The following is a 23680-nucleotide window of genomic DNA, read 5'->3' as shown; positions in this document are numbered from 1 at the left end:
GCCGCCCCCCGGGTGTCCCGTCTCTCACGGGCATCATCTTCTGTCCATGTTAAGGAAGTTGGGGCTTGTCCCGGAGTCCTCGCACGGATCTGAGACCGGGACGCTTTGACTTCGGGTGACCCGATGGCCAATGATCCCGGCCATGCCTGCCACTGCCGTCTCTTCCCGTCGGACCTCGGTCGTCGCGCTGCGGTTCGGGCGGCTCGTGTCGATGGGGACGGTCGTGGCGCTGATCCTGATCGCGGGTGTGTGGGCGTCGTGGGGTTCGGCTCAGCACGTGATGCTCACCAAGGGGCGGGAGCGGGGCACGGTCCATGTGACGCGGTGCGCGGGGGATGTCTGTACGGGGCCGTACACGCCGGTGTCGGTCGGCTCGCGGGCCCGTAGGAGCGTGGTCATCGCGCGTACGGTCGCGGTGCGCAAGGGTGAGACGTACGACGTGGTCGTGAAGCCCGGCAGTGACGACGTGCTGCGGTCGGGCCCCGCCGGGGTGCTGTACGCGTGGGTGCCGATGGGCGGTGCGCTGCTGCTGGCGTCGGTGGTGGTCGCGGGCGGGCTCAGGCGGACGCGGGTGGCGTGGGTGCTGGCGGGGGCGGGGGTCGCGCTGCTCACGGCGGCGTTCGTGGTGATCTGAGCGTCGCGGGAGGGCCGTTCGTGGCGATCCGATCTCTGACGGGGTCGCGTTCGTGACGGTCTGGGGGTGTTCGGCGTTCTCTCCTCTGTGGAGAGATCAAGTGTTTCCTGTTTGTGATTGACTTGCGGTCAGTCCGGGCTGGATGCTGAGCCGCCCCCTCCACATCTTCCCGTTCACATCTCGAAGATGGAATGCCACATGCGTAGCATCACCCGCGCCGGCGCCCTGTGCGCCGTCGCCTCGGCCGCCCTGATGGTCGCCCCCTCCGCCCACGCCACCGCTCCTGGTGACAACGGCACCGTGAAGATCCACGACGCCACCACCGGGGAGGAGCTCCGTAAGAACGAGCCGCACGTGTGCACCTTCTATCTCGACGCCTTCGGTTTTGACGCCGTCCAGGAGGTCGACTGGCACATCGAGGCCTGGGCCCCCACGGCCGGCGTCAAGGGCGAGACGGTGAAGTCGGGCGAGATCACTCTGGGCGGCGACGGTCACGGCCGTACGGACGACCTGTCCCTGCCCGACGGGCACTACAAGCTGTTCTGGAACTTCGTCGGCGAGAACAGCGCCGCCGCCAAGCACAAGGTCTTCTGGACGGACTGCGCGGACGACGGCGAGGGTGGCGGCGGTTCGACGCCGTCCGGGTCGCCGTCCGGGTCGCCGTCCGCGTCGCCGAGTTCCTCCGCCGGCGCGTCGGCCGGGCCGTCCGCGTCGCCGAGCCCGGGCTCGTCCGCCGGCGAGTCGGTGGACCCGTCGGCCTCGTCCTCCCCGTCCGCGCAGGGCACCGGCGGCGACCTCGCGGAGACCGGCAACGGTGCTCCGGTGGGCCTGCTGTCCGGACTTGCCGCAGCGCTGCTCGCGGGGGGCGGTTACCTGATGTTCCGTCGCCGTAAGGCCTGACACCGGCCGGATGACCGGATGAACGGATGACAGTGCCCCCGAGCCCGTACGAGGCTCGGGGGCACTGTCATGTGCGGAGGCGGGCTCAGCCGGTGTTGCGCAGACCCGCCGCCACGCCGTTGACGGTGAGCAGGAGCGCGCGGGACAGCAGCGGGTCGGGGGCCTCGCCCGCGGCGGCCGCGTCGCGCTGGCGCTTGAGGAGGGTGACCTGGAGGTAGGAGATCGGGTCCAGGTACGCGTCGCGGATGGTGAAGGTCTGCTTCAGCACCGGTGTGGCGTCCAGCAGTTCGCTCTCACCGGTCACCTTGAGCACCTCGCGGACGGTGAGTTCGTGCTCGGCCCTGATGGTGTCGAAGACGTGCTTCAGGTCGTCGGGGACGAGGGTGTCGACGTAGTGGGCGGCGATCCTGAGGTCCGTCTTCGCCAGCGTCATCTCGACGTTGGAGATGAAGTTGCGGAAGAAGTGCCACTGCTCGTGCATCTCGTCGAGCACGGTGTCCAGACCGGCCTCGCGCAGGGCCTTCAGTCCCGACCCGACGCCGAACCAGCCGGGCACGATCTGCCGGGACTGGGTCCAGCCGAAGACCCACGGGATGGCGCGCAGTCCGTCGAGCCCGGCGCCGGAGTCGGGCCTCCTCGACGGCCTCGATCCCAGGTGCAGGTCGGCGAGCTGGTCGACGGGCGTGGCCGCGAAGAAGTACGCGGGCAGGTCGGGGTCCTCGACGAGCCTGCGGTAGGCCTGGTGCGCGGCGTCGGACACCACGTCCATGGCGGCGTCCCAGCGGGCCAGCGCCTCCACCGACTGGCGGGGCGCGGTGTGCAGGGCGGAGGCCTGGAGGGTGGCCGCGACGGTCAGTTCCAGGTTCTCCCGGGCCAGGGACGGAACGAGGTACTTGTCGGAGATGACCTCGCCCTGCTCGGTCACCTTGATCTCGCCCTCCAGGGTGCCCCAGGGCTGGGCGAGGATCGCGTCGTGCGAGGGGCCGCCGCCGCGGCCGACGGTGCCGCCACGGCCGTGGAAGAGGCGCAGCCGTACGCCGTAGCGGTGGGCGACGTCACGCAGGCGCCGCTGGGCGCGGTGGATCTCCCACTGGCTGGTGGTGATGCCGCCGAACTTGGAGGAGTCGGAGTAGCCGAGCATGACCTCCTGGACGTCGCCGCGCAGCGCGACCAGGCGCCGGTAGGACGGGTCGGAGAGCATGTCCTCCAGGATGGTGTCGGCGGCCTTGAGCTCGTCGGTGGTCTCCAGCAGCGGCACGATGCCGATCTTCGCCCAGCCGGCGTGCAGGTCGACCAGCCCCGCCTCGCGCGCCAGCACCGCCGCCGCGAACACGTCGTCGGCGCCCTGGCACATCGAGATGATGTACGACTCGATGACCTCGGGTCCGAAGACCTCCAGGGCCCGCTTGACGGTCTGGAAGACACCGAGGGTCTTCTCGCCGGCCGCGTCGACGGGTGCCGGGGTGGGGGCCAGCGGCCTCCTCGACCTGAGCTCCTTGGCGAGGAGCTTGGTGCGGTAGTCGCGGGGCATGTCGGCGTAGCGCCAGGATTCCTCGCCGAGGCGGTCGAAGAGCTGGCCGAGGGCGTGGTGGTGGGCGTCGGCGTGTTCGCGTACGTCCATGGTGGCGAGCTGGAGGCCGAAGGCGGCGAGCGTGCGGATCGTACGGTCCATGCGGCCGTCGGCGAACAGCGCGCCCCGGTGCTCGCGCAGGGAGGTCTGGATGAGCGTGAGGTCTCTCAGCAGTTCGCCGGTGCCGAGGTAGTCGCGGCCGGGTTCGTGCGGGGTGCCCTTGGCGAGGCGCTGCTTGGTGTTCTCCAGCTTCTGCCGGATACAGGTGGCCTTGAGGCGGTACGGCTCCTCGGCGTTGAGGCGCTTGTAGCGGGGGCTGATCTCGGGGAGGCGTTCGAGGTCGGTGCCGAGAGAGTCGAGGAGTTCGTCGGTGGCGCCGGTGTAGCGGATGGAGTTGGAGAGGAAGCCGCGCAGCTCGTCGATGGTCTCGAGGGCGTCGTTGATGCCGTGTTCGTGCTGGAGGATCAGGACGTCCCAGGTGACCTGGGGGGTGACGTTGGGGTTTCCGTCGCGGTCGCCGCCGATCCAGGTGCCGAAGGTGAGGGGACGGGTGTCGTCGGGGAGCTTGACGCCGACGCGCTCCAGTTCGGCGGTGAGGTCCTCCAGGACGTCGCCGACCGCGCCGGCGTGGAGTTCGTCGAGGTAGTAGATGGCGTTGCGGGCCTCGTCGGCGGGTTCGGGGCGGACGACGCGGAGTTCGTCGGTCTGCCAGACGAGGTCGATGTTCTCGGCGAGGCGGGTGTCGTGGCGGCGGCGGTCGGCCTGGATGACGGGGGTCTCCAGGAGTGCGGCGATGCGGCGGAGCTTGTTGAGAACCGAGCGGCGCGCGGCCTCTGTCGGGTGGGCGGTGAACACCGGGCGGACGTTGAGGTTGGCGACCGTCTGGCGCAGGTGTTCGGGGTCGGCGTCCTTGAGGCGGTCGGCGGTGCGGGCGAGGAGGCTGCCTTCGGCGGCCCGCTTGGCGCGCAGTTCGCGGCCACGGTGGACCTGCTCGGTGACGTTGGCGAGGTGGAAGTAGGTGGAGAAGGCGCGGACCAGCTTGGCGGCGGTCTGCAGTTCGGTGCCGCGCAGGAGTGCGGCGGCGGCTTCGCCGTCCTCGCGGGTGAGGCGGCGGACCTTCTCGACCAGTTCGAGCAGTTCGGGACCCTCCTGTCGGACGAGGGTCTCGCCGAGGAGGTCGCCGAGGCGCCGGATGTCGGCGCGCAGTGCGCTGCTGGTCGAGGTGGTGCTCGTGGTCAGGTCGTCGGCACTGCTCACAGGTGCGGCTCCTTGCAGTGTTGAAGCTCGTCTGGGAGGGAACCCGGAGGGCGGCCTCGGGCGGCGGGGTGCCGCATACGGGGCCGGGCAGCCGGGAAGGATGGTGAGCGGACCGCGCTGTCCGACCGACACAAGGATAGGTGTCCACACGGAGGCGCAGGCTGGCGGCCTCTTGCCGTCGGACGCAGCACTGCCATACTTACGATGCCGTAGGTTACGGAACCGTAGGAAATACCGCGCGGTTCCGTCGACCCGGCGTCTGTCTGAATCCCAGAGACCCTCACAGGGGACGCGCATGACCTCGAGCTCCGACGTGATCGAAGACTCTCCGAAGGCGACCGACGACACCTCCACGCACTCCGCCACCCTGGGTGGCGAGCAGAAGCGTTCGATCGAGCAGATCACGCTGCTGCTCTTCATCACCGTCCCGTTCCTCGCGCTGCTGGCGGCGGTGCCGCTGGCGTGGGGCTGGGGGGTGAGCTGGCTGGACCTCGGCCTGCTGGTCTTCTTCTACTACCTGGGCTGCCACGGCATCACGATCGGTTTCCACCGCTACTTCACCCACGGTTCCTTCAAGGCCAAGCGGCCCCTGCGGATCGCGCTCGCGATCATGGGGTCGATGGCGGTGGAAGGGCCGCTGGTGCGGTGGGTGGCCGACCATCGCAAGCACCACAAGTTCTCCGACGCGGAGGGTGACCCGCATTCGCCGTGGCGGTTCGGCGAGACGGTTCCGGCGCTGATGAAGGGCCTGTGGTGGGCGCACATCGGCTGGATGTTCGACGAGGAGCAGACTCCGCAGGACAAGTACGCGCCGGATCTGATCAAGGACGGGGCGATCCGGGCGATCTCGCGTCAGTTCATCGCGTGGACGTTCCTCTCGCTGGCGCTGCCCCCGCTGATCGGCGGTCTGGTGACGATGTCCTGGTGGGGCGCGTTCACCGCTTTCTTCTGGGGTTCGCTGGTGCGGGTGGCCCTGCTGCACCACGTGACCTGGTCGATCAACTCGATCTGTCACGCGGTGGGCAAGCGCCCCTTCAAGTCGCGGGACCGCTCCGGCAACGTGTGGTGGCTGGCGGTCCTGTCCTGCGGCGAGTCCTGGCACAACCTGCACCACGCCGACCCGACGTCGGCACGGCACGGGGTGGAGCGGGGGCAGCTGGATTCCTCGGCACGGCTGATCCGCTGGTTCGAGTTGTGCGGCTGGGCGTACGACGTGCGCTGGCCGTCACGCTCGCGTATCGATTCGCGCCGGAACACGGGTGAGGACGGTTCCCGAGGCAAGAGGGAGACGGCCGAGGCGGCATGATTGACGCCGTGGCGACCGACTCCAGCAGCACCCCGAGCAATGAGAAGCCGCGGCGTGCGCGTCGCACCCGGATGACCGGTGCCGAGCGCCGTCAGCAGCTGCTGGAAGTCGGTCGCACCCTGTTCGCGGCGAAGGGTTTCGAGGGCACGTCGGTGGAGGAGATCGCGGCGAAGGCCGGGGTGTCGAAGCCGGTGGTGTACGAGCACTTCGGCGGCAAGGAGGGGCTGTACGCGGTGGTGGTGGACCGGGAGATGCGCCGGCTGCTGGACATGGTGACGAGTTCCCTCACGGCCGGTCACCCTCGCGAACTGTGCGAACAGGCGGCGTTCGCGTTGCTGGACTACATCGAGGAGTACACGGACGGTTTCCGGATCCTGGTCCGTGACTCCCCCATCCCCCAGTCGACGGGCACCTTCGCGTCGCTGATCTCGGACATCGCGACCCAGGTGGAGGACATCCTGGGCCGCGAGTTCAAGAGCCGCGGCTTCGACCCCAAGCTGGCCCCTCTGTACGCGCAGGCCCTGGTCGGCATGGTCGCGCTGACCGGGCAGTGGTGGCTGGACGTGCGCCGCCCGAAGAAGTCCGAGGTCGCGGCGCATCTGGTGAACCTGGCCTGGCACGGGCTGGACGGGCTGGAGGCGAAGCCGCACTTGATAGGTCGCCGCAAGAGCTGACTGGGTCACTCTTTGTGATGACCCGTGCGGATTGAGCCCGCTACCGTGGTGCCGCAGGCCGAGAATCCCGTCCATGGGAGGAACCATGACCGCCGAGCCGACCGCCAAGCACGGCTGCCGCTGGCCGGTGCCGCCGCAGGACGGGTACACCGTGGACGACCTGTTCACGCTGCCTGACCTCCCGCCGCACACCGAGCTGATCGACGGGAGCCTTGTCTTCGTGAGTCCGCAGCGGATTTTCCACAGCCGCATGATCGACCTTTTGCTGGCCGGCCTGCGTGGCGCGGCCCCGAAACAGCTGAAGGTCCTTCGCGAGATGACCGTCGTCCTTGACCGGCGCAACGGCCCCGAGCCCGACGTGTCCGTCGTCCGCGCCGAGGCCGTCACCGGCCTGGAGCAGACCCTGTTCGAGGCCGCCGACGTGCTGCTCGCCGTGGAGGTCGTCTCCCCCGACTCCGAAGCCCGCGACCGGGACACCAAGCCCCACAAGTACGCGGCTGCCGGCATCCCCCACTTCTGGCTGGTGGAGATGGCCGGAGAGAGCGGGCACCCCGTGGTGCGGGTCTACGAGCTCGACCCGCTGTCGAAGACGTACGCGCTGACCGGCATCCACCACGACCGGCTCAAGCTCGGCGTCCCGTACGACCTCGACCTCGACATCACGCTGGACGCCCTCAAGGAGCTTTGACCGGCTCCGGGAACGTGGTCGACGGCGGTGATCATCAGGCCTTCTTCCGTGCCACCGCGAAGATGCGCCGGAACGGGAACGGTGTGCCGTGGGCGCCGGCCGGATACGCCTCGCGCAGAGCCGCCCGGTACTCGGCGACGAACGCCTCCCGCGCCTCGGGGTCGTCGGCGAGGGCGGTGAGGACGGGGCGCAGGCCGGTGCCCTTCACCCAGTCCAGCACCGGGTCCTCGCCTTCCAGGAGATGGATGTACGTCGTCTCCCAGACGTCCGCCGAGCAGCCGAGGTCGGCGAGCTTCTCCAGGTAGAGCTGCGGGGCGTGGACGGCGTAGGCGTGGCGGAGGGTGTCGGACAGGCGTGCCTTCCACCGGGCGGAGAGGGTGAGTTCGCGCATCAGCACATGGCTCGGGGAGTCGAAGTTCCCCGGCACCTGGAAGGCGAAGCCCCCGCCGGGCTTGAGCCCCGCCACCCAGTCGGCGAACCGCTCCACGTGCCCGGGCACCCACTGCAGTGTGGCGTTGCTGATGATCAGGTCGTACGGCTCGGCGGGCGTCCAGGTCCGCACGTCGGCGTGGGCGAAGCCGAGGTGGCCGCCGCCCGGGGTGGGGCCCTCGTGTTCGACGTGGGCCTGGTCGAGCATCTCGCGGGAGTTGTCGTACCCGGTGATGCGGGCCGTGGGCCAGCGGGCGGCGAGCAGGGTGGTGACGTTGCCGGGGCCGCAGCCGAGGTCGGCGATGCGGGGCGGGTCGGTGGGCAGCTCCGGGACGCGGGCGAGGAGGTCGGTGAAGGGGCGGGCGCGGTGGCCGGCGTGGCGCAGGTACTGGGCGGGGTCCCAGGTGGGGGTGGACATGAGGCCTCCTCGGCGTGATCTTCGACGACAGGTCCACCTTGACGCGACCATCTCTCGCGGTCAAGAGTCTCGACGTCAAGAGACTTCACATCGACACAACCACTACACTGATCGTCATGGAGGACGAGGTCGATCGGCTGGTCGCAGCGTGGCGCCGGGAGCGCCCGGACCTCGACGTGGAGCCGCTGGAAGTACTCAGCCGGGTGAGCAGACTCGCCCGGCATCTGGACCGGGCGCGCCGGCTGGCGTTCGCGGAGCACGGTCTGGAGCCCTGGGAGTTCGACGTGCTGACCGCGCTCAGGCGTGCCGGGTCGCCGTACCAGCTCTCTCCGGGGCAGTTGCTGACGCAGACCCTGGTCACCTCGGGCACGATGACGAACCGTATCGACCGGCTGGCGAAGAAGAGCCTGGTGGAACGGCTGCCCGACCCGAGCGACCGGCGCGGTGTGCTGGTGCGTCTCACCGAGGAGGGCCAGGACCGCGCGGACCAGGCCCTGGCCGGGCTGCTGGACCAGGAACGCGCGATCCTCGCGGAGCTGTCCCGGGCCCAGCGCGGTGAGCTCGCGGCGCTGCTACGCCAGCTGACCGCCCCGTTCGACAACATCCCCGGCTAGGTCCACGGGACCCACGCCGGCCCGCCGGGCCAGCGCGACGGCGGCCAGGGTGGAGTGGACGCCGAGTTTGCCCAGCACGTTCTGCATATGGGTGCGCACGGTGTGCGGGGACAGGAACAGCCGTTCGGCGACCGCCTTGCGGCCGAGGCCGGCGACCATGCAGCGCAGGACCTCCCGCTCGCGCGGGGTCAGCGACTCCACGAGCCGTTCGCTCTCGGTGCGGTGCTTGCGGGCGGCGGTGAGCTCCCTGAGCACCCCCGTGAGCAGCGCGGGCGGCAGATGGGTCTCGTCGCGCAGCACACCCCGGATGACCGTGAGCAGCCGGGACAGCGAGCAGTCCTTGGCGACCCAGCCGCAGGCTCCGGCCTGCAGGGCGAGCGCGGCCCGCCGCGGGTCGTCCTTCTCTGCGAGCACGACGGTCCGTACTCCGGGCTGTGCGGAGCGCACCCCGGCGACCAGGGAGATACCGTCGACGATGCCGTCCTCGCCGACCTCCTTGACCGGCACCGCGGGCCGGACGCCCGGCGCGGCGCAGCCCAGGTCGGCGTCGACGAGCAGCACGTCGAAGCGGCGCCCCTCGGCTGCCGCGCGTTCCAGACTGCGGACCGCGGCCGGGCCGCTGCCCGCCGCGGAGACGTCCACATCGGGCTCGGCGGCCAGGGCGGCGGCGAGCGACTCGGCGAAGATGCGATGGTCGTCGACGACCAGCACTCGGATACGAACCACGAAACCCCCTTCCCCAGGCTCCTGAAGAGCAGGGGATACCCCAAAAGGTCGGAGAACGTCGACGGAGCGCGGATACGACGCCTGGGGATGCCACAACCGCACGGCCGCCGCCGTGCAGAAACCGCTACCCCCACATCGGGCGTCGTACCCGGCTGTCTCGCCCCCTGATCAGCACCGGCCCCCACCGGTGCTGTTCATCAGAGTACGGGCGGGGGGCTGGAGCGGAAGGCAATTTGCAGAACTGGCCGTCCGACGCGTTTATGGTGAGCCGCATGTTTCGTATCGAGACGGAAGTCGACAAGGAGCGGCGCGATCTGCTCCGTGATCGGCTGCGGGAGACGAACACCGCCGTCTCTCCCGTCCTGCGCGCCCTGCGCTCCACTCCCGGCGCACGCGAGGTTCCCCTCCACGTCTGGGCGCTGGACGGTACGGGCGCCCTGGCCGGCGGTCTGGTCGGGCACACCTGGGCGACCTGGCTGCATGTGACGTATCTGTGGGTCGACGAACGGTACCGGGGCGCGGGGCTCGGCTCGCGGCTGCTGGCGCGGGCGGAGCGGCTGGCCCGCCGGGAGCGGGGCTGCGCGGCCGTACGTCTGGAGACATGGGAGTTCCAGGCGCCGCGGTTCTACCAGAAGCGGGGCTACGAGGTGGTGTGCGTGATCCCCGACTATCCGCCGGGGATCACGGAGTACACGCTGGTCAAGCGGTGGGGGTGAGTCAGGGGGCGTCGGCCGCCCGGTGGGTCTCGGCCACCGCCGCCGCCATCAGTTCGGCTTCGAGGACCGAGGCGTCGGCCAGCAGTGTGGCGGCACTGTAGGAGTTGAACAGTGTCTTGGTGACACGCAGTGCGGCGGGTGGTCGGCGGATGATGGGCTTGGCCCAGGCGGCCACGGCCGCGTCGATCGCTTCGGCCGGCACGACTTTGTGCAGGAGCGAGAGGGACAGGGCTTCTTGGGCGTCGACGGCACGCCCCGTGAGGACGAGGTCACGGGCGCGCGCGGTGCCGACCTCGTTGATCAGTCGAGGCAGGATCCCGGCCCAGGCCGTGGGCAGTCCGAGCGCGAGTTCCGGCAGCCGGAAGCTCGCGTCCGGACTGCCGACGCGCAGATCGCAGGCGAGCGCCAGGCCGAGACCGGCACCGACGGCCCGGCCCTGGACCCGGGCGATGGTCACCGCCGGATTGCCGGTGAGGGCTTCGTAGACGCGCCGCGCCTTGATTCCGGAGATGCGCACACCCTCGGCCGCGGGGTCCGTCGGCACGAACTCGGAGCGGTCGCCGCCGAGACAGAAGTCGTCCCCGGCACCGGACAGCACGACGACGCGCACCTGCGGATCCTGGTGATCCAGGACGGCCCGCAGGTCGTCGAGCATCATGTCCGTGACGGCGTTGCCCTGTTCAGGGGTGCTGAGTTCGATGGACAGGACAGCCCCCTGCTGGTGGACGCGCAGGGTCTTCAGCGAGAGGCCGGGGCGCGGGAGCGGCGGCAGGATCGTCATCTGTGGTCACTTTCAGGGATGTCACGCGGCGGAACACCATACGAGGCGCGTAGGTGGGGACGGACACCGGGCGCAACGTCTCGAAACGGTTCAGCAGCGCGGTCAGGAGCGAACGGCCTTCGAGCCGGGCGAGGCCCGCTCCGAGGCAGTAGTGGATGCCCCCGCCGAAGGCCATGTGACTGCTGTTGCGCAGGATGTCGAAGCGGTATGGGTCCTGGTGGCGCCGCGGGTCGTGGGCGGCCGCGCCGTACATGACGTGGACCATCTGGTCCTTGGCGATCGGCGTGCCGGCCAGGACGGTGTCCGCGGCGGCGATCCGGCTGTTGACGTGGACGGGAGGGTCGTAGCGCAACGTCTCCTCGACCGCGTCCTCGATGTGCTCGGGGTGCTCGCGCAGCCAGTTCCACGCGGCGCCGCCGTCCCGAGTCAGTAACCAGACCGCGTTGGTCATCAGGGTCGCCGAGGTCTCCAGGGAAGCGACCCCGATGAACATGACCAGGTCGAAGACGGTCTGGTCGGCGGCGGCCTGGTCGTCCGGGAACTGCTCGTCCCAGTAGCGGATCCAGTCGGAGACGGGGTCGTCGCCCGGGTTCGCCCGGCGTTCCCTGATGAGATCGGTGAAGAACACCCGCATCTCCTCGGTGGCCTGGGAGGAGATCGCCAACTCGGTTTTCGTGGGCAGGAGTTCCTGCGAATGGACCTGCCGGTGAGTGAAGTCGAGCATGTACGCGTGGTGTCGCGCGGGGATGTCGAGCCACTCTCCGGTGGCGAGGACGGGGAGCTGGTCACCCACGACGGTGACGAAGTCGGCCTCCCCGTCGTCGCGTATTCGCTCGGCCAACTCGTCCACGATCCGCCGGGCGTGGACCGCGACGCGAGGCGCCAGGGACTCGATGGTGTTCCGGTCGAAGAGATTGCCCAGGCTCCGGCGTTGACACGTGTGGTCCGGCGCGTTGAGCCGGAACAAGGTCCGGCTCATCGCCTGGGCGGCGGGCGCCTGCCAGCGCTCGGACGCGGGCTGCCTGCCCTGCCAGGCGAGGTCCGGTACAAGCCAGTTCCGGCCGCGCAGGACCTGGTCGCAGGCGTCGTATCCGGTGATGAGGTAGCCGCCCCAGGGAGCGGGGAGGACGTCGCCCAGGGTGCGCAGTTGCTCCCACACGGGCCAGGGATTGCTCTGGCCCTCGGGGGAACGCAGGCGCCGGAGAAGGGAGATGACGGCTCGACGGTCGGTGGTGGTGCCGCTTATGTCGCCAACAGCGGTCACGCGAAGCTCCTTATGGCTGGGCGTACCGTTACTGGCGGAATCTACCCTTCCCCTCTCCGGTGTCATGCGCACTGTCAGGCGCCCCTGCGTGTTGCTCCCGTCACATGCAGTGCGATTTTCAACGAGGAGCGTCAGACGCGGAACAGGTCGACCAGGGTGCTCCAGAACCCCCTCTTCTGCGTCGGCGGCGTCTGCGGCGCGTGCTCGGGGTCGGCCGTCGCACCCGGCTGCTCGGCCGCGTGCCGGGGTGCCGAGGTCTGCGGCGCCGACACCACGCGGGTGGCCGGGGTCGGGCTGAACCGCACGGGCAGCGCGGCCAGCGCGTGCTGGAACGGCCCGGGACGCCACTGCAGGTCCCTGTCCTCCACGGCCAGGGCGAGGTCGGGCAGCGCGTTGAGGATCCGCTCGATCGCGGTGATCGTGATGACCAGCGCCGGGTCCTTCGCCGGGCAGGCGTGCGGGCCCGCTCCCCACGCCAGGTGTGCGCCCTTGTTGCGGTTCTCGCGGGCTTCCTTGAGGGCGGGGTCGCTGTTGGCGCCGGCGAAGCTGATCACCACCGGCGAGTTCGCCTCGACGATCACCCCGCCGAGGTCGACGTCCTGCACCGGGAAGTGGGTGGCGTAGTTGGCGAGGGGCGGGTTGTTCCACAGGATGTGGTCGACGGCCTCCTCGACCAGCATGCCGGAGCCGCCCGAGCCCTCTTCCTTCAGCAGCAGGTGCAGGGAGTGGCCGATGAGGTTGCGCTGGGGTTCGAAGCCGGCGCCCATCAGCACCACGAGCTCGTCCTTCAGCTCCTCGTCGGTGAGGCCCGCGGGGTGCTGGATGAGCCAGGTGGTCATGTCGTCGCCGGGCCGGCGGCGCTTGACGGAGATCAGCTCCATCAGGGCGGCGGAGAGCTGCTCGTTGGCACGCTGCACGTCGATGCCGTCGAAGAGGGCCGACAGCGAGACGGTCAGGGTGTCGCCGATGTCGGCCGGGCAGCCGAAGAGCTTGTTGAACAGCAGCAGCGGCAGCATCTTGGCGTATTCGTTGATCAGGTCGGCGCGGCCGCGTTCGCTGAACTGGTCGATGAGGAAGTCGGCGATCGGCTCGACGTCCCGGCGCAGCCGGGTGGTGTTGAGCCGGTCGAAGCTCGCGGTGATGGCCTGGCGCAGCCTCAGGTGGACGGCGCCGTCGGTGAAGAGGCAGTTGGGCCGGTAGGCCATCATCGGCAGGATGGGGCTGTCCAGGGGGACGCGGCCCTCGTTCAGCGCCTTCCAGCGGCGGGAGTCGCGGGCGAACAGGGCGGGGTTCTGCAGCACCCTGAGGGCCGTCTCGTGCTCGACGACCAGGGTGGCGTCGACGCCGGGGGCCAGTTCCACCGGTCCGGCCGGGCCGTGCGCCCGGACGTACTCGTAGATCCGCTGCGGGTCGGCGGTGAAGGTGCCGTCGAACATGGGGCATCTGGCGCCGGAGGAGGCGGGCGAGTGGTGAGTGTCCACGGGGGAGTCCTTTGCGGGCCGGGGCCTCGCGGCCCGGCCGGGGAGGGAGTGGATCAGGCCGCGCGATCGAGCAGGTGGCGGACCAGGGCGATCAACGCGTTCGCGGACGACCGCTGGTCGCGGGCGTCGCAGTAGACGACAGGGGTGTCGGGCAGCAGGTCGAGGGCCTCGCGGATCTCCGCCTCGTCGAAGTGCTGGGCGTCGAAGCTGTTGACGGCGATGGCGTACTCGAGCCCGTACTCGTCGATCAGGTCGATGACCGGGAACGTCTCCTCCAGCCGGGCCGGGTCGACCAGCAGCAGCGCGCCGAGCGCGCCGCGGGCCATGTCCTCCCACAGCTGCATGAAGCGCTGCTGTCCGGGCGTGCCGAACAGGTAGAGCACGAGTTCCTCGGTCAGGGTCAGCCGGCCGAAGTCCAGGGCCACGGTGGTGGTCACCTTGTCCGGTACGCCCCGCAGGTCGTCCACCTGGATGGACGCCTGCGTCATCTTCTCCTCGGTGCGCAGCGGCGTGATCTCCGACAGCGAGCCGATGAAGGTGGTCTTGCCCACCGCGAAATGACCCACGACCAGGATCTTCGCCGCGGTGGTCACCGCGTCGGAGACGTAGATCGTGCCGTTCGCGGCCGTCCCGGACGCTGTCCTGGGCGTCTCAGACGATGAGGGTTTCGAGTCCATGCAGAACCTTCTCGAGGGTCTCTCGGTCAGCGAGCTGGGCGCGGGCGGGTTCGGAGCGGCGCAGCAGGTGGCCCTGTTCGAATAAATCCGTCAGCAGCAGCCGGGCCACGCCCACCGGCAGCGAGAGGTGACCGGCAACTTCGGCCACGGACAGGTAGCCGCCGCCGCACAGCTCCCAGATGGCCCGGACCTCGGGGCCGGCGCCGAGCGGCAGTTCACGGTCGGGGGCCAGGGTGACCAGGGTGTGCAGCGCCAGGTCGTCCGCCGACGGCAGCGTGCGTCCGCCGGTGATGACGTAGGAACGGACGAAGTCGCTGGTGACCGGAGCTTCTTCGCCGGGCCCGTTCATGCGTCGGCACCGGCGTTCAGTCGAGGCGCCGCGCTCATCGCCTCGCGCAGCGCGCTCACGGTCTTCTGCATCCGGAAGGACATGGCTTCCATGTCGACGTCCAGGGCCGCCGATACGGCGAGATAGGCGCCGCTGCCCGCGGCGACGAGGAAGATCCAGCCGCCGTCGAACTCGACCAGCGTCTGCTTCCAGAGCCCCTGTCCCCCGCCCACGAAGCCGGCCACGGCCCGGCACAGGGACTGGATGGAGCTCATCGCGGCCGCGTTCTTCTCTGCCTCGTCACGGCTGATGTCGTCCGAACGCTGCATCAGCAGGCCGTCGGCGGAGACGAGGATCGCATGGCGGGCCCCGCGCACCTCGAGCACGCCGTTCAGCACCCACGACAGGTCGGGATTCACTGGTTCTGGGATCCTTCCGTGTTGTTCGAGACCCGGCCGAGGTGCGTTCCGCGGGCGAACGCACCGATACGTGACGCCGTCACTTCGCTGGCGTTGTCCCCGTCGTTCTCCGACCGGGCGGGTGCCGCCCCGTCGGGCTGGGGAACCACCGAGACGGGCCTGTTGCGCCGCCTGCGCCGGGGCAGACCGCCCGGCGTGGTGCCGACGACCAGCGTCGGGCCGGGGGCGGGCACCGCGGCACGGGGCCGCTCGGGCTGCTCGTCCTCGGCCGCGTGGTCGTCCTGCGAGGCGGCGGGCTGGGGGGCGTCAGTGGTCAAGAGGCCCTCCGGCACACGGATCACGGCGCGTACTCCGCCGTAGGGGGAGACCGAGTCGACGGACACCGAGAATCCGTAGCGGGCGGCGAGCATCCCGCACACGGCGAAGCCGAACTTCGGCGGGTCGCCGAGCCCGGTGATGTCGACGGCGCCGTCGGGTGACAGCAGGGCGGCGGCGCGGGCCTTGGTCTCCTGGCTCATGCCGACACCGGCGTCGTCGACCACCAGGCAGACCCCGGACGGCACGGCCAGGATGTTGATCTCCACCGGGGACTGGGGCGCGCTGTACTTGGTCGCGTTGTCCAGGAGCTCGGCGAGGACGACGGCGACCGGTTCGACGGCCTTGCCGGTGATGGAGATGTTGACCTGGGCGTTGACCCGGACCCGGTTGAAGTCCTTGATCCGGCCCTGGGCGCTGCGGGCCACGTCGTACACGGAGGCGCTGACCTCGCGCCGTCCGAGCCAGCCGCCGCACAGGACGGAGATGCCCTTGGTACGGCGGCTGAACTGGCTGCTGGTGTGGTCGACCTGCATCAGGTCGGCCAGCACGCCGGAGTCGTCGCCGTACTCCTTCTGCAGGTTGTCCAGGAGTACCTGCTGCTCCTCGGCGAGGGACTGCAGGGTGCCCATCGCCGACTTGAGGACGGACTTGGTGGCCGATTCCGCGTCCGCCCGGACCTCCGCGAGGTCCTCCACGTGCCGGGCGGAGAGGGTTTCGTAGCCCGTCTGCACCTGGCGGAGCTGGCCCTGTACGGCCACCAGGTTGCTCTGAAGGTTGTCGTTGTTGCGGCGGAGGGCCATGTTGGTTCTCCGCGCGCGCATCACTGCGAAGGCCGCAGTGACGACCACGATGAGCAGGATCCACAACCACGGATCCTGGATGAATGACGTCATGAGACTCTCTTCAAGTCGCCTCGTGCCGGCGGCCAGAGCAACAGCCACTCCTTCACGATGGGGCCCTAGAGACTGTCCCCCGTCGCGTTCATGACGCGCCGTCAGCCTACTGAAAAGTTCGATGATCGTACCAGCAGCAACAATGTCAACACACGTTCCGGACAGTCTGTTTGAGGACCTTCACAAAGACCACCCCCGCGCGTCGGTCTCCCGTCGTTTCCGCTGACTGGACGTCAATTCCGTTGAACAGACGTCAGTTTCAGTTGAACAGACGTCAGCCCCGCGCTCGGTCGGTAGCACGGGGCTTACGGATGCGTACGAGGGCTCAGTTCAGCCGGCGCGCCCCCGCCGAGGGCACCGCCTCGAACACCCGCGGCGCGGTGAAGCCGACGGCGGCGAAGGCCTCCTGGACCGCCTTGGTGATGGTGTCGACGTCGGCGGCCTCCGCGAGGACGATCGCCGAGCCGCCGAAGCCGCCGCCGGTCATCCGGGCACCGAGCGCGCCGACGGCCAGGGCCGTGTCGACGACCAGGTCCAACTCCGGGCAGGAGATACGGAAGTCGTCACGCAGCGAGGCGTGCCCCGCCACCAGCACCGGACCGATCGCCCGGGTGTCACCGGACTCCAGCAGGGCGACCACCTTCTCCACCCGCTCGTCCTCGGTGACGACGTGGCGCACCAGCCGGCGCACCTCCTCCTCGTCCCCGAGCCGCTCCAGCGCCGCGTCCAACTCCGCGTACGGCACGTCCCGCAGGGCGTCCACACCCAGCAGGGCCGCGCCCTTCTCGCACCCGGCCCGGCGCTTGCCGTACTCGCCGTCGCTGTGGGCGTGCTTGACCCGGGTGTCGACGACCAGCAGTCGCATGCCCTCGGCGGCCAGGTCGAAGGGGATCTGCTTCTGGGACAGGTCCCGGGTGTCGAGGAACAGCGCGTGACCGGCCTCGCAGCACGCGGACGCGGTCTGGTCCATGATCCCGGTCGGGGCACCCACGTACACGTTCTCCGCACGCTGGCACAGCCGGGCCAACTGCCACCGCTCGAGACCGAGTTCGTACAGGTCGTTCAACGCGAGCGCGACCACGACCTCCAGCGCCGCCGACGAGGACAGCCCCGCGCCGGACGGCACCGAAGAGGTCAGGTGGATGTCCGCGCCGGTGACCGGGTGTCCCGCCTCGCGCAGCGCCCAGACCACGCCCGCCGGGTACGCCGTCCACGCCCGGTCCGACTCCGGCACCAGGTCGTCCAGGCGCAGTTGGACGACGCCGCCCTCGATGTCCGACGAGTGCAGGCGCAGCACGCCGTCGTCGCGCCGGGACACCGCCGCGACGGCGATGTGCGGCAGCGCGAACGGCATCACGAAGCCGTCGTTGTAGTCGGTGTGCTCGCCGATGAGGTTGACCCGGCCCGGCGCCGCCCACACCCCCTGCGGACCGGCCCCGTACAGCTCCTCGAACCGCTCCGCGACAGCCCCTGCGACAGCCTCGCTCATTGCCCTGCCCTGACCTTTCCGTACGTACCAGTCGCTCCTGCTCGCTCCTGGTTGCTCCTGGTCGCCGCCAGTCGCTCCTGTGTGCTACTGGTTGCCGCGCCGCTGCGCGAAGTCCCACGCGTCCGCGACGATCCCCGCGAGGTCCGCGCGGGACGGGTTCCAGCCCAGCTTCTCGCGCGCGGCCGCGGCCGACGCCACCAGGGCCGCCGGGTCGCCGCCCCGGCGGGGGGCCACGACCTCGGGGATCGGGTGGCCGGTGACCTGGCGGACGGTCTCGATGACCTCGCGGACGGAGAAGCCGTTGCCGTTGCCGAGGTTGCAGATCAGGTGCTCGCCGGGGGTGGCGGCCTGGACCGCCAGCAGGTGCGCCTCGGCCAGATCGGCGACGTGGATGTAGTCGCGCACGCAGGTGCCGTCCGGCGTCGGATAGTCGTCGCCGAAGACGGAGATGGCGTCCCGCCGCCCCTGCGCGACCTGGAGCACCAGCGGGATCAGGTGCGACTCGGGATCGTGCCGCTCGCCGTACACGCCGTACGCCCCCGCCACGTTGAAGTACCGCAGCGACACCGCACCCAGCCCGTGGGCCGCGGCCTCGCCGGTGATCATGTGGTCGACGGCGAGCTTCGAGGCCCCGTACGGATTGGTCGGCCGCGTCGGCGCCGACTCCACGATCGGCACCTCGGCCGGCTCGCCGTAGGTGGCGGCCGTGGAGGAGAAGACCAGCCTGCGCACCCCGGCCTCACGCATGGCACCGAGCAGCGCCATCGTGCCGCCGACGTTGTTCTCCCAGTACTTCTCGGGCTTCACGACCGACTCGCCGACCTGGGAGAAGGCGGCGAAGTGCAGCACGCCGTCGAAGGAGGAGTCGAGCCACTTGCCGGCGTCCCGGATGTCGCCCTCCACGAACGAGGCACCGGCCGGCACCCCCTCGCGGAAACCGGTGGACAGGTTGTCGAGGACGACGACCTCGTGCCCCGCCTCCAGCAGATGCTGGGCGACGACACTTCCGACGTACCCCGCACCGCCCGTGACCAGATACTTCCCGCTCATGAACTCGCTACCTCTCGCAGTCGCTCGGCCGCGCGCTCCGGCGGCACGTCATTGACGAAGACGCTCATACCGGACTCGGAACCCGCGAGGAACTTCAGCTTGCCGGACGTACGGCGGATGGTGAAAAGCTCCAGGTGCAGCGCGAAGTCGTCCCGGCTGACGCCCTCGAACTCCTCCAGCTGCCCGAAGGGCGCCTGGTGCCAGCCCGAGATGTACGGCGTCGGAGACTCACCCTCCCCGAATATCCGGTCGAAGCGCCTCAACAGTTCCAGATACACCTTGGGGAACTCTGTGCGCGCGTCCTCGTCGAGACCGAGCAGGTCGGGCACGCGGCGCTTCGGGTACAGGTGCAGCTCGTACGGCCAGTGCGCGGCGTACGGCACGAAGGCGACCCAGTGCTCGCCCTCCAGGACGACCCGCTCACCGGCGAGTTCCCGCTCCAGGACGGCGTCGAAGAGATTCTCACCTCCCGTCGCTTCCTTATGAGCCGCCAGAGAGCGCAGCATGAGCGCGGTGCGGGGGGTGGTGAACGGGTAGGCGTAGATCTGCCCATGCGGGTGCCCCAGGGTCACACCGATCTCGGGGCCCCGGTTCTCGAAACAGAAAACCTGCTCGACGGAGGGCAGATGCGACAGCTCCGAGGTCCGGTCGGTCCACGCCTCCAGGACCAGCCGCGCCTGCTCCTCGGTGAGGTCCGCGAAGGACGCGTTGTGGTCGGAGGTGAAGCAGACGACCTCGCACCGGCCGGAGTCGCCGGCCAGCGAGGGGAAACGGTTCTCGAAGACCACGACGTCGTACCACGAGTCCGGGATCTCACTCAGCCGGTCCCCCTGCGAGGGGCAGAGGGGGCACTCGTCGGCCGGCGGGTGATACGTCCGCCCCTGCCGGTGCGAGGCGATGGCCACCGCGTCCCCGAGCAGCGGGTCCCGCCGGATCTCGGAGGTGGTGACGGTCCGCTCCAGCGGGCGCCGGTCGACCGCGTCCCGGACGGTGTCGTCCCGCAGGTCGTAGTAGATGAGCTCGCGACCGTCCGCCAGCCGGGTCGAGGTCTTCTTCACTGCGGACTCCCTATTCGAGCCACTCAATCTTCAAACAGAACCAAACACATCGAAACACGACTCCCCAGGCAAGTCAACATCACAATCAAACAAAAACCGTCAGCACGAGTGTTCAAACACTGAAGTCGGAGGCGTAAGTTCCGCTCTGGATCAGTTCACGCAACGAAGCGAGTACATATGCAGACCCCCACATATGCACCGGTGAACCTGGCAGCCGAACTACGGCTCCCGACCAACTGGCTCGACTACACGATCCTCGGCATCTACTTCGTCGTCGTCCTGGGCATCGGCTTCGCGGCCCGCCGCTCGGTGAAGACCAGCCTCGACTTCTTCCTCTCCGGCCGCTCCCTGCCCGCCTGGGTCACCGGTCTCGCGTTCATCTCGGCCAACCTGGCCGCCACCGAGATCCTCGGCATGGCCGCGAACAGCGCGCAGTACGGCGCGTACACCGTGCACTGGTACTGGATCGGCGCCATCCCCGCCATGGTCTTCCTCGGCCTGGTCATGATGCCCTTCTACTACGGCAGCAAGGTGCGCTCGGTCCCGGAGATGCTGCTCCTGCGCTTCGACAAGTGGGCACACCTCCTCAGCTCGGTCCTGTTCGCCTTCGCCGCCATCCTGATCGCCGGTGTCAACCTCTACGCCCTCGCGATCGTCGTGGAGGCCCTGCTCGGCTGGCCGCAGTGGGTGGCGATCGTCGTCGCCGGCGCCTTCGTCCTGGCCTACATCACCCTCGGCGGCCTGTCCTCGGCGATCTACAACGAGGTCCTCCAGTTCTTCGTGATCCTGGCGGCCCTCATCCCCATCGTCGTCCTGGGCCTGAAGAAGGTCGGCGGCTGGGACGGCCTGACCGACTCCCTCACCAAGACCCACGGCGCGAACTTCACCACGGCGTGGGGCGGCACCGGCATCGGCAGCGTCAACCCGCTGGGCGCCAACTGGCTCACCATCGTCCTCGGCCTCGGCTTCGTCCTCTCCTTCGGCTACTGGACGACCAACTTCGCCGAGGTCCAGCGCGCCCTGTCCGCCAAGAACCTCTCCGCGGCCCAGCGCACCCCCCTCATCGCCGCGTTCCCGAAGATCTTCATCGTCTTCCTCGTCATGATCCCGGGTCTGGTGGCCGCCGTCCTGGTCCCGAAGATCGGCACCGCCGACTCCGGCCTCCAGTACAACGACGCCATCCCCTACCTCATGGAACAACTGCTGCCCAACGGCGTCCTCGGCATCGCGGTGACCGGCCTCCTCGCCGCGTTCATGGCGGGCATGGCGGCGAACGTGTCGTCCTTCAACACGGTGTTCACCAACGACATCTGGGGCCGCTACGTGGTCAAGGGCCGCGAGGACGCGTACTACGTCCGCTTCGGCCGCCTGATCACGGTGATCGGCGTCACCGCCTCGGTGGGCACGGCGTTCCTCGCCTCGTCCTTCTCCAACATCATGAGCTACCTCCAGACGCTGTTCTCCTTCTTCAACGTGCCGATGTTCGTGGTCTTCATCGTCGGCATGTTCTGGAAGCGCGCGTCCGCGAAGTCCGGCTTCTGGGGCCTGCTCGCCGGCACCGTGACCGCGATGGTGAACTACTTCTGGATCTACAAGCAGGGCATCATCGACATCCCCTCCGACCAGGGCGCCAACTTCGTCTCCGCGATCGCCGGCTTCGTGGCGGGCGCGGTGGTCATGGTCGTCGTCTCCCTCTTCACGGCCCCGAAGCCGGCCGAGGAACTCCAGGGCCTGGTCTACGGCACCCGCTCCCCCGGCATGGACGAACCGCCCGCCGTCGGCGACGACGCCTGGTACCGCAAGCCGGCCCTGCTGGGCTGGGGCGCGGTGATCCTGGCGGCCGCCTGCTACATCCCGTTCTCGATCTGAGCGCGGGAGGATTGAGAGACCATGTCTGAGCACTTCGGATACTCCGAGAAGGACGTCCATCGCGAGGTCTCCGAGCTGGAGACCAAGTCCGCGACAGCCGCCCGTCTCTTCGACATCCGCCGCATCATCGGCGGCCTGTTCGTCCTCTACGGCATCATCGTCACGATCGCCGGCCTCACCGACGACGACGCCGCCATAGACAAGGCCCAGGGCATCAACATCAACCTCTGGACGGGCCTGGCGATGCTGGCGCTGGGCGTGTTCTTCCTGGCCTGGCTGAAGCTGAGGCCGACGGCTCCGCCGCCGCCGGACGCGGGTGCGGGGGACGAGTCGAGGGACTGAGGACCGGGAACGGCGCGGGCGGTACGGAGTCGCGGTACCGCCCGCGCCCCCGCCGGCTGTCCTGTCCGTACGGCGGTGACGGCGAAGGTCACCGGACGCCACCCGCTCCCCGTGAGGTGTCGGCAAGCACCTCCGCCCAGAGGGTCAGACCCCGTCCGCCCGGGCGGGCCGTGGAGGTCGGCCACGACGTAGTTGCATTCCGCCCAGCCGGGTTCCGGGCCTACAGCCTGCTCGCCCCATGGACGACGACACACCCATGACTGCGCCCGGAAGTGCCGACCCGCTGTCCCCCGACCCGAGCGCCTCGCGACCTGGCGATGAGCAGCGTGTCGGAGAGAGCGTCCGCCAACTGCTCCGCCGGCACTCCCAGTTCCCGGTCCCCCACTCCTCCCGCCGCAAGCAGGTCCTGAGTCCGGCCGAGAAACCGGTCGGCGAGGCCGAGCTGCACGCTCTCGATCCGATCGGCGAGCCGGGAGGCGGACCCGTCACCATCCGTGAGCAGAAGGCAGGGGATGTCCTCGCCCAGGCGGCCTACGCGGTTGTGGCGATGCCGCCGTCGACGGGGATCACGGCGCCCGTCAGGTATGCGCCTGCCCGGCTGGCGAGGAACACGGCGACACCCGCCATGTCGTCGTCGCGGCCGATCCGGCGCAGTGGGGCCGACGCCGCGATCGCCTCGCCGAACTCATCGAGGGTTGCAGCCATCATCTGCGACGGGAACGGTCCCGGCGCCACGGCGTTCACGGTGACGTGCTGCGGTCCTAGTTCCCTGGCGAGCACTCTGGTGAGTTGATGCAGTGCGGCCTTGCTGCTGGAGTACGAGTAGTTGGGCCGCTGGGGGATGTGGATGGCGGCGATGCTGCCGATGTTGATGATCCGCGCGGGATCGTCGGCGGTGCCCGCCCTGCGAAGTGCGGGCAGCAACGCCTGGACCAGCCAGAACGGCGACTTCAGGTTGAGGTCGACGACCGTGTCCCAGGCCGCGTCTGGGAACGTCGCCAGCGGCTCGTCCCACATGGCGCCCGCGTTGTTGACGAGGATGTCGAGACGCTCCGAGTCGGCGGTGACGAGGTCGGACAGTCGCCGACACTCGTCGTGGCGGGACAGGTCGGCGGGGATGGCCCGCACCTCACCGAATTTGGACAGCTGTTCCTGCGCCTGAGCGCACGCTTCTGCGTTGCGTGAGCTGATGACCACGCGGGCGCCCGCCTGGAGAAGGCCACGCGCGATCATCATCCCGATGCCTCTGGTGCCACCGGTGACGAGCGCGCGCTTTCCGCGCAGATCGAATAGTTCTGCATGCGTTGTGAATTGGTTGTCTACCACTTGGTTGTCTACCACTTGCCGCTTCCCGTTGGTCGTGCGGGATGTTGCGTCGACGCGTCGGGTTTTCGGTTCAGCTGTCTCAACGCTATGGCCTTGGAGTGCACTGCAAGCAAGCGGATCAGGTACGAAATCGGCAGGGCGCTCCCACGGGGCGGCGGACGCACACCTGGGTGCTGCCGGGCCGCGGGCCGACAGATCGCGAAGTGCCGCGCCTCGTTCAGCGCTGAGCCCGCCCTGCCACCGTCACTCCGCTCGGGGTGCCCTCCTCGGCGACTTGAGTACCCTCGTCCCGATGGGCCGCCTCGGGCTTCCCGAGGAGATCGCCAATGGTGCGCTGTTTCTCGCCTCGGACGAGAACAGTTTCATGACAGGTGCAGAACTCTGCATCGACGGCGGTATGGCTCAGGTATAGCCCGCTTCGGCTGCCCTGACCTCGCGCTTTCACGAAGCGGA

Annotated in this window: 24 protein-coding genes; 10 read left to right on the top strand and 14 right to left on the bottom strand. The window is 69.4% G+C overall.

Annotated elements, in window-relative coordinates; genetic code table 11:
* The first annotated feature begins 130 nt into the window (after positions 1–130).
* Complete coding sequence (locus ACIBK3_RS36335; RefSeq protein ID WP_399372030.1) at positions 131–634, top strand: hypothetical protein; 504 nt, start codon at positions 131–133, stop codon at positions 632–634.
* Positions 635–832: 198 nt separating this feature from the next.
* Positions 833–1534 carry an LPXTG cell wall anchor domain-containing protein gene (locus ACIBK3_RS36330; protein WP_399371956.1) on the top strand — a complete coding sequence of 234 codons (702 nt, stop codon included), beginning with the start codon at positions 833–835 and terminating at the stop codon, positions 1532–1534.
* Positions 1535–1619: 85 nt separating this feature from the next.
* On the opposite strand, the gene ppc is transcribed toward ACIBK3_RS36330, so the two are convergent.
* On the bottom strand, positions 1620–4361 hold the full coding sequence (gene ppc / locus ACIBK3_RS36325; protein WP_399371955.1) for a phosphoenolpyruvate carboxylase: 2742 nt from the start codon (positions 4359–4361) through the stop codon (positions 1620–1622).
* Between the two features lie 295 nt (positions 4362–4656).
* Between ppc and ACIBK3_RS36320 the strand changes: the two genes are divergently transcribed.
* The 3 genes from ACIBK3_RS36320 (at position 4657) to ACIBK3_RS36310 (ending at position 7029) form a co-directional block, all read left to right on the top strand.
* Positions 4657–5667, top strand: a complete 1011-nt coding sequence (locus ACIBK3_RS36320) for an acyl-CoA desaturase (RefSeq protein WP_399371954.1) — start codon at positions 4657–4659, stop codon at positions 5665–5667.
* Positions 5664–6341 (top strand): TetR family transcriptional regulator, encoded by a 678-nt coding sequence (locus ACIBK3_RS36315; protein ID WP_399371953.1) that lies wholly within the window; start codon positions 5664–5666, stop codon positions 6339–6341. The genes ACIBK3_RS36320 and ACIBK3_RS36315 overlap by 4 nt, the downstream gene beginning before the upstream one ends.
* Before the next feature lie 85 nt (positions 6342–6426).
* Complete coding sequence (locus ACIBK3_RS36310; protein WP_399372028.1) at positions 6427–7029, top strand: Uma2 family endonuclease; 603 nt, start codon at positions 6427–6429, stop codon at positions 7027–7029.
* Positions 7030–7063: 34 nt separating this feature from the next.
* Here the strand turns inward: ACIBK3_RS36310 and ACIBK3_RS36305 are convergent, their stop codons facing one another.
* A complete protein-coding gene (locus ACIBK3_RS36305) occupies positions 7064–7876 on the bottom strand; it encodes a trans-aconitate 2-methyltransferase (RefSeq protein WP_399371952.1) in 813 nt (270 codons plus the stop codon).
* A gap of 116 nt (positions 7877–7992) precedes the next feature.
* Here ACIBK3_RS36305 and ACIBK3_RS36300 point away from each other — a divergent pair, with 116 nt between their 5' ends.
* Positions 7993–8490 (top strand): MarR family winged helix-turn-helix transcriptional regulator, encoded by a 498-nt coding sequence (locus ACIBK3_RS36300; RefSeq protein ID WP_399371951.1) that lies wholly within the window; start codon positions 7993–7995, stop codon positions 8488–8490.
* Here the strand turns inward: ACIBK3_RS36300 and ACIBK3_RS36295 are convergent.
* Positions 8449–9216 (bottom strand): LuxR C-terminal-related transcriptional regulator, encoded by a 768-nt coding sequence (locus ACIBK3_RS36295; protein WP_399371950.1) that lies wholly within the window; start codon positions 9214–9216, stop codon positions 8449–8451. The two genes, ACIBK3_RS36300 and ACIBK3_RS36295, sit on opposite strands and share 42 nt — an antisense overlap.
* A 260-nt stretch (positions 9217–9476) precedes the next feature.
* Between ACIBK3_RS36295 and ACIBK3_RS36290 the strand changes: the two genes are divergently transcribed.
* The gene (locus ACIBK3_RS36290; protein WP_399371949.1) at positions 9477–9932 is read left to right on the top strand and encodes a GNAT family N-acetyltransferase; all 456 of its coding nucleotides are present in this window, start codon (positions 9477–9479) and stop codon (positions 9930–9932) included.
* A gap of 1 nt (position 9933) precedes the next feature.
* Here the strand turns inward: ACIBK3_RS36290 and ACIBK3_RS36285 are convergent, their stop codons facing one another.
* The 10 genes from ACIBK3_RS36285 to galT form a co-directional block, all read right to left on the bottom strand.
* On the bottom strand, positions 9934–10713 hold the full coding sequence (locus ACIBK3_RS36285) for an enoyl-CoA hydratase/isomerase family protein (RefSeq protein WP_399371948.1): 780 nt from the start codon (positions 10711–10713) through the stop codon (positions 9934–9936).
* Positions 10613–11977, bottom strand: a complete 1365-nt coding sequence (locus tag ACIBK3_RS36280; RefSeq protein WP_399371946.1) for a cytochrome P450 — start codon at positions 11975–11977, stop codon at positions 10613–10615. Before ACIBK3_RS36280 ends, ACIBK3_RS36285 begins: the two co-directional genes overlap by 101 nt.
* Positions 11978–12108: 131 nt before the next feature.
* Positions 12109–13413, bottom strand: coding sequence for a cytochrome P450 (locus ACIBK3_RS36275; protein WP_399372027.1), 1305 nt, complete (start codon positions 13411–13413; stop codon positions 12109–12111).
* Positions 13414–13511: 98 nt separating this feature from the next.
* The gene (locus tag ACIBK3_RS36270; protein WP_399371945.1) at positions 13512–14135 is read right to left on the bottom strand and encodes a GTP-binding protein; all 624 of its coding nucleotides are present in this window, start codon (positions 14133–14135) and stop codon (positions 13512–13514) included.
* Complete coding sequence (locus ACIBK3_RS36265) at positions 14110–14484, bottom strand: DUF742 domain-containing protein (protein ID WP_399371944.1); 375 nt, start codon at positions 14482–14484, stop codon at positions 14110–14112. The genes ACIBK3_RS36270 and ACIBK3_RS36265 overlap by 26 nt, the downstream gene beginning before the upstream one ends.
* Positions 14481–14882, bottom strand: coding sequence for a roadblock/LC7 domain-containing protein (locus ACIBK3_RS36260; protein WP_030668271.1), 402 nt, complete (start codon positions 14880–14882; stop codon positions 14481–14483). The genes ACIBK3_RS36265 and ACIBK3_RS36260 overlap by 4 nt, the downstream gene beginning before the upstream one ends.
* On the bottom strand, positions 14879–16093 hold the full coding sequence (locus ACIBK3_RS36255) for an ATP-binding protein (protein WP_399371942.1): 1215 nt from the start codon (positions 16091–16093) through the stop codon (positions 14879–14881). Before ACIBK3_RS36255 ends, ACIBK3_RS36260 begins: the two co-directional genes overlap by 4 nt.
* A 325-nt stretch (positions 16094–16418) precedes the next feature.
* Complete coding sequence (galK, locus tag ACIBK3_RS36250) at positions 16419–17582, bottom strand: galactokinase (protein ID WP_399371941.1); 1164 nt, start codon at positions 17580–17582, stop codon at positions 16419–16421.
* Between the two features lie 84 nt (positions 17583–17666).
* On the bottom strand, positions 17667–18632 hold the full coding sequence (gene galE, locus ACIBK3_RS36245) for a UDP-glucose 4-epimerase GalE (protein ID WP_399371939.1): 966 nt from the start codon (positions 18630–18632) through the stop codon (positions 17667–17669).
* A complete protein-coding gene (gene galT / locus ACIBK3_RS36240) occupies positions 18629–19690 on the bottom strand; it encodes a galactose-1-phosphate uridylyltransferase (RefSeq protein WP_399371938.1) in 1062 nt (353 codons plus the stop codon). Before galT ends, galE begins: the two co-directional genes overlap by 4 nt.
* A gap of 177 nt (positions 19691–19867) precedes the next feature.
* Here galT and ACIBK3_RS36235 point away from each other — a divergent pair, with 177 nt between their 5' ends.
* A complete protein-coding gene (locus tag ACIBK3_RS36235) occupies positions 19868–21559 on the top strand; it encodes a sodium:solute symporter family protein (RefSeq protein WP_399371937.1) in 1692 nt (563 codons plus the stop codon).
* A 21-nt stretch (positions 21560–21580) separates the two neighbouring features.
* Positions 21581–21901 (top strand): hypothetical protein, encoded by a 321-nt coding sequence (locus ACIBK3_RS36230; RefSeq protein WP_399371936.1) that lies wholly within the window; start codon positions 21581–21583, stop codon positions 21899–21901.
* 531 nt (positions 21902–22432) lie between these two features.
* On the opposite strand, the gene ACIBK3_RS36225 is transcribed toward ACIBK3_RS36230, so the two are convergent.
* Positions 22433–23227, bottom strand: a complete 795-nt coding sequence (locus ACIBK3_RS36225; RefSeq protein WP_399371935.1) for an SDR family oxidoreductase — start codon at positions 23225–23227, stop codon at positions 22433–22435.
* Here ACIBK3_RS36225 and ACIBK3_RS36220 point away from each other — a divergent pair.
* On the top strand, positions 23142–23639 hold the full coding sequence (locus ACIBK3_RS36220; RefSeq protein ID WP_399371934.1) for an SDR family oxidoreductase: 498 nt from the start codon (positions 23142–23144) through the stop codon (positions 23637–23639). The genes ACIBK3_RS36225 and ACIBK3_RS36220 overlap by 86 nt on opposite strands.
* Positions 23640–23680 lie beyond the last annotated feature (41 nt).

This window comes from Streptomyces sp. NPDC050287 (assembly GCF_044459385.1).
Taxonomy (GTDB): Bacteria; Actinomycetota; Actinomycetes; order Streptomycetales; family Streptomycetaceae; genus Streptomyces.
This window is presented reverse-complemented; position numbering and strand designations above follow the sequence as displayed.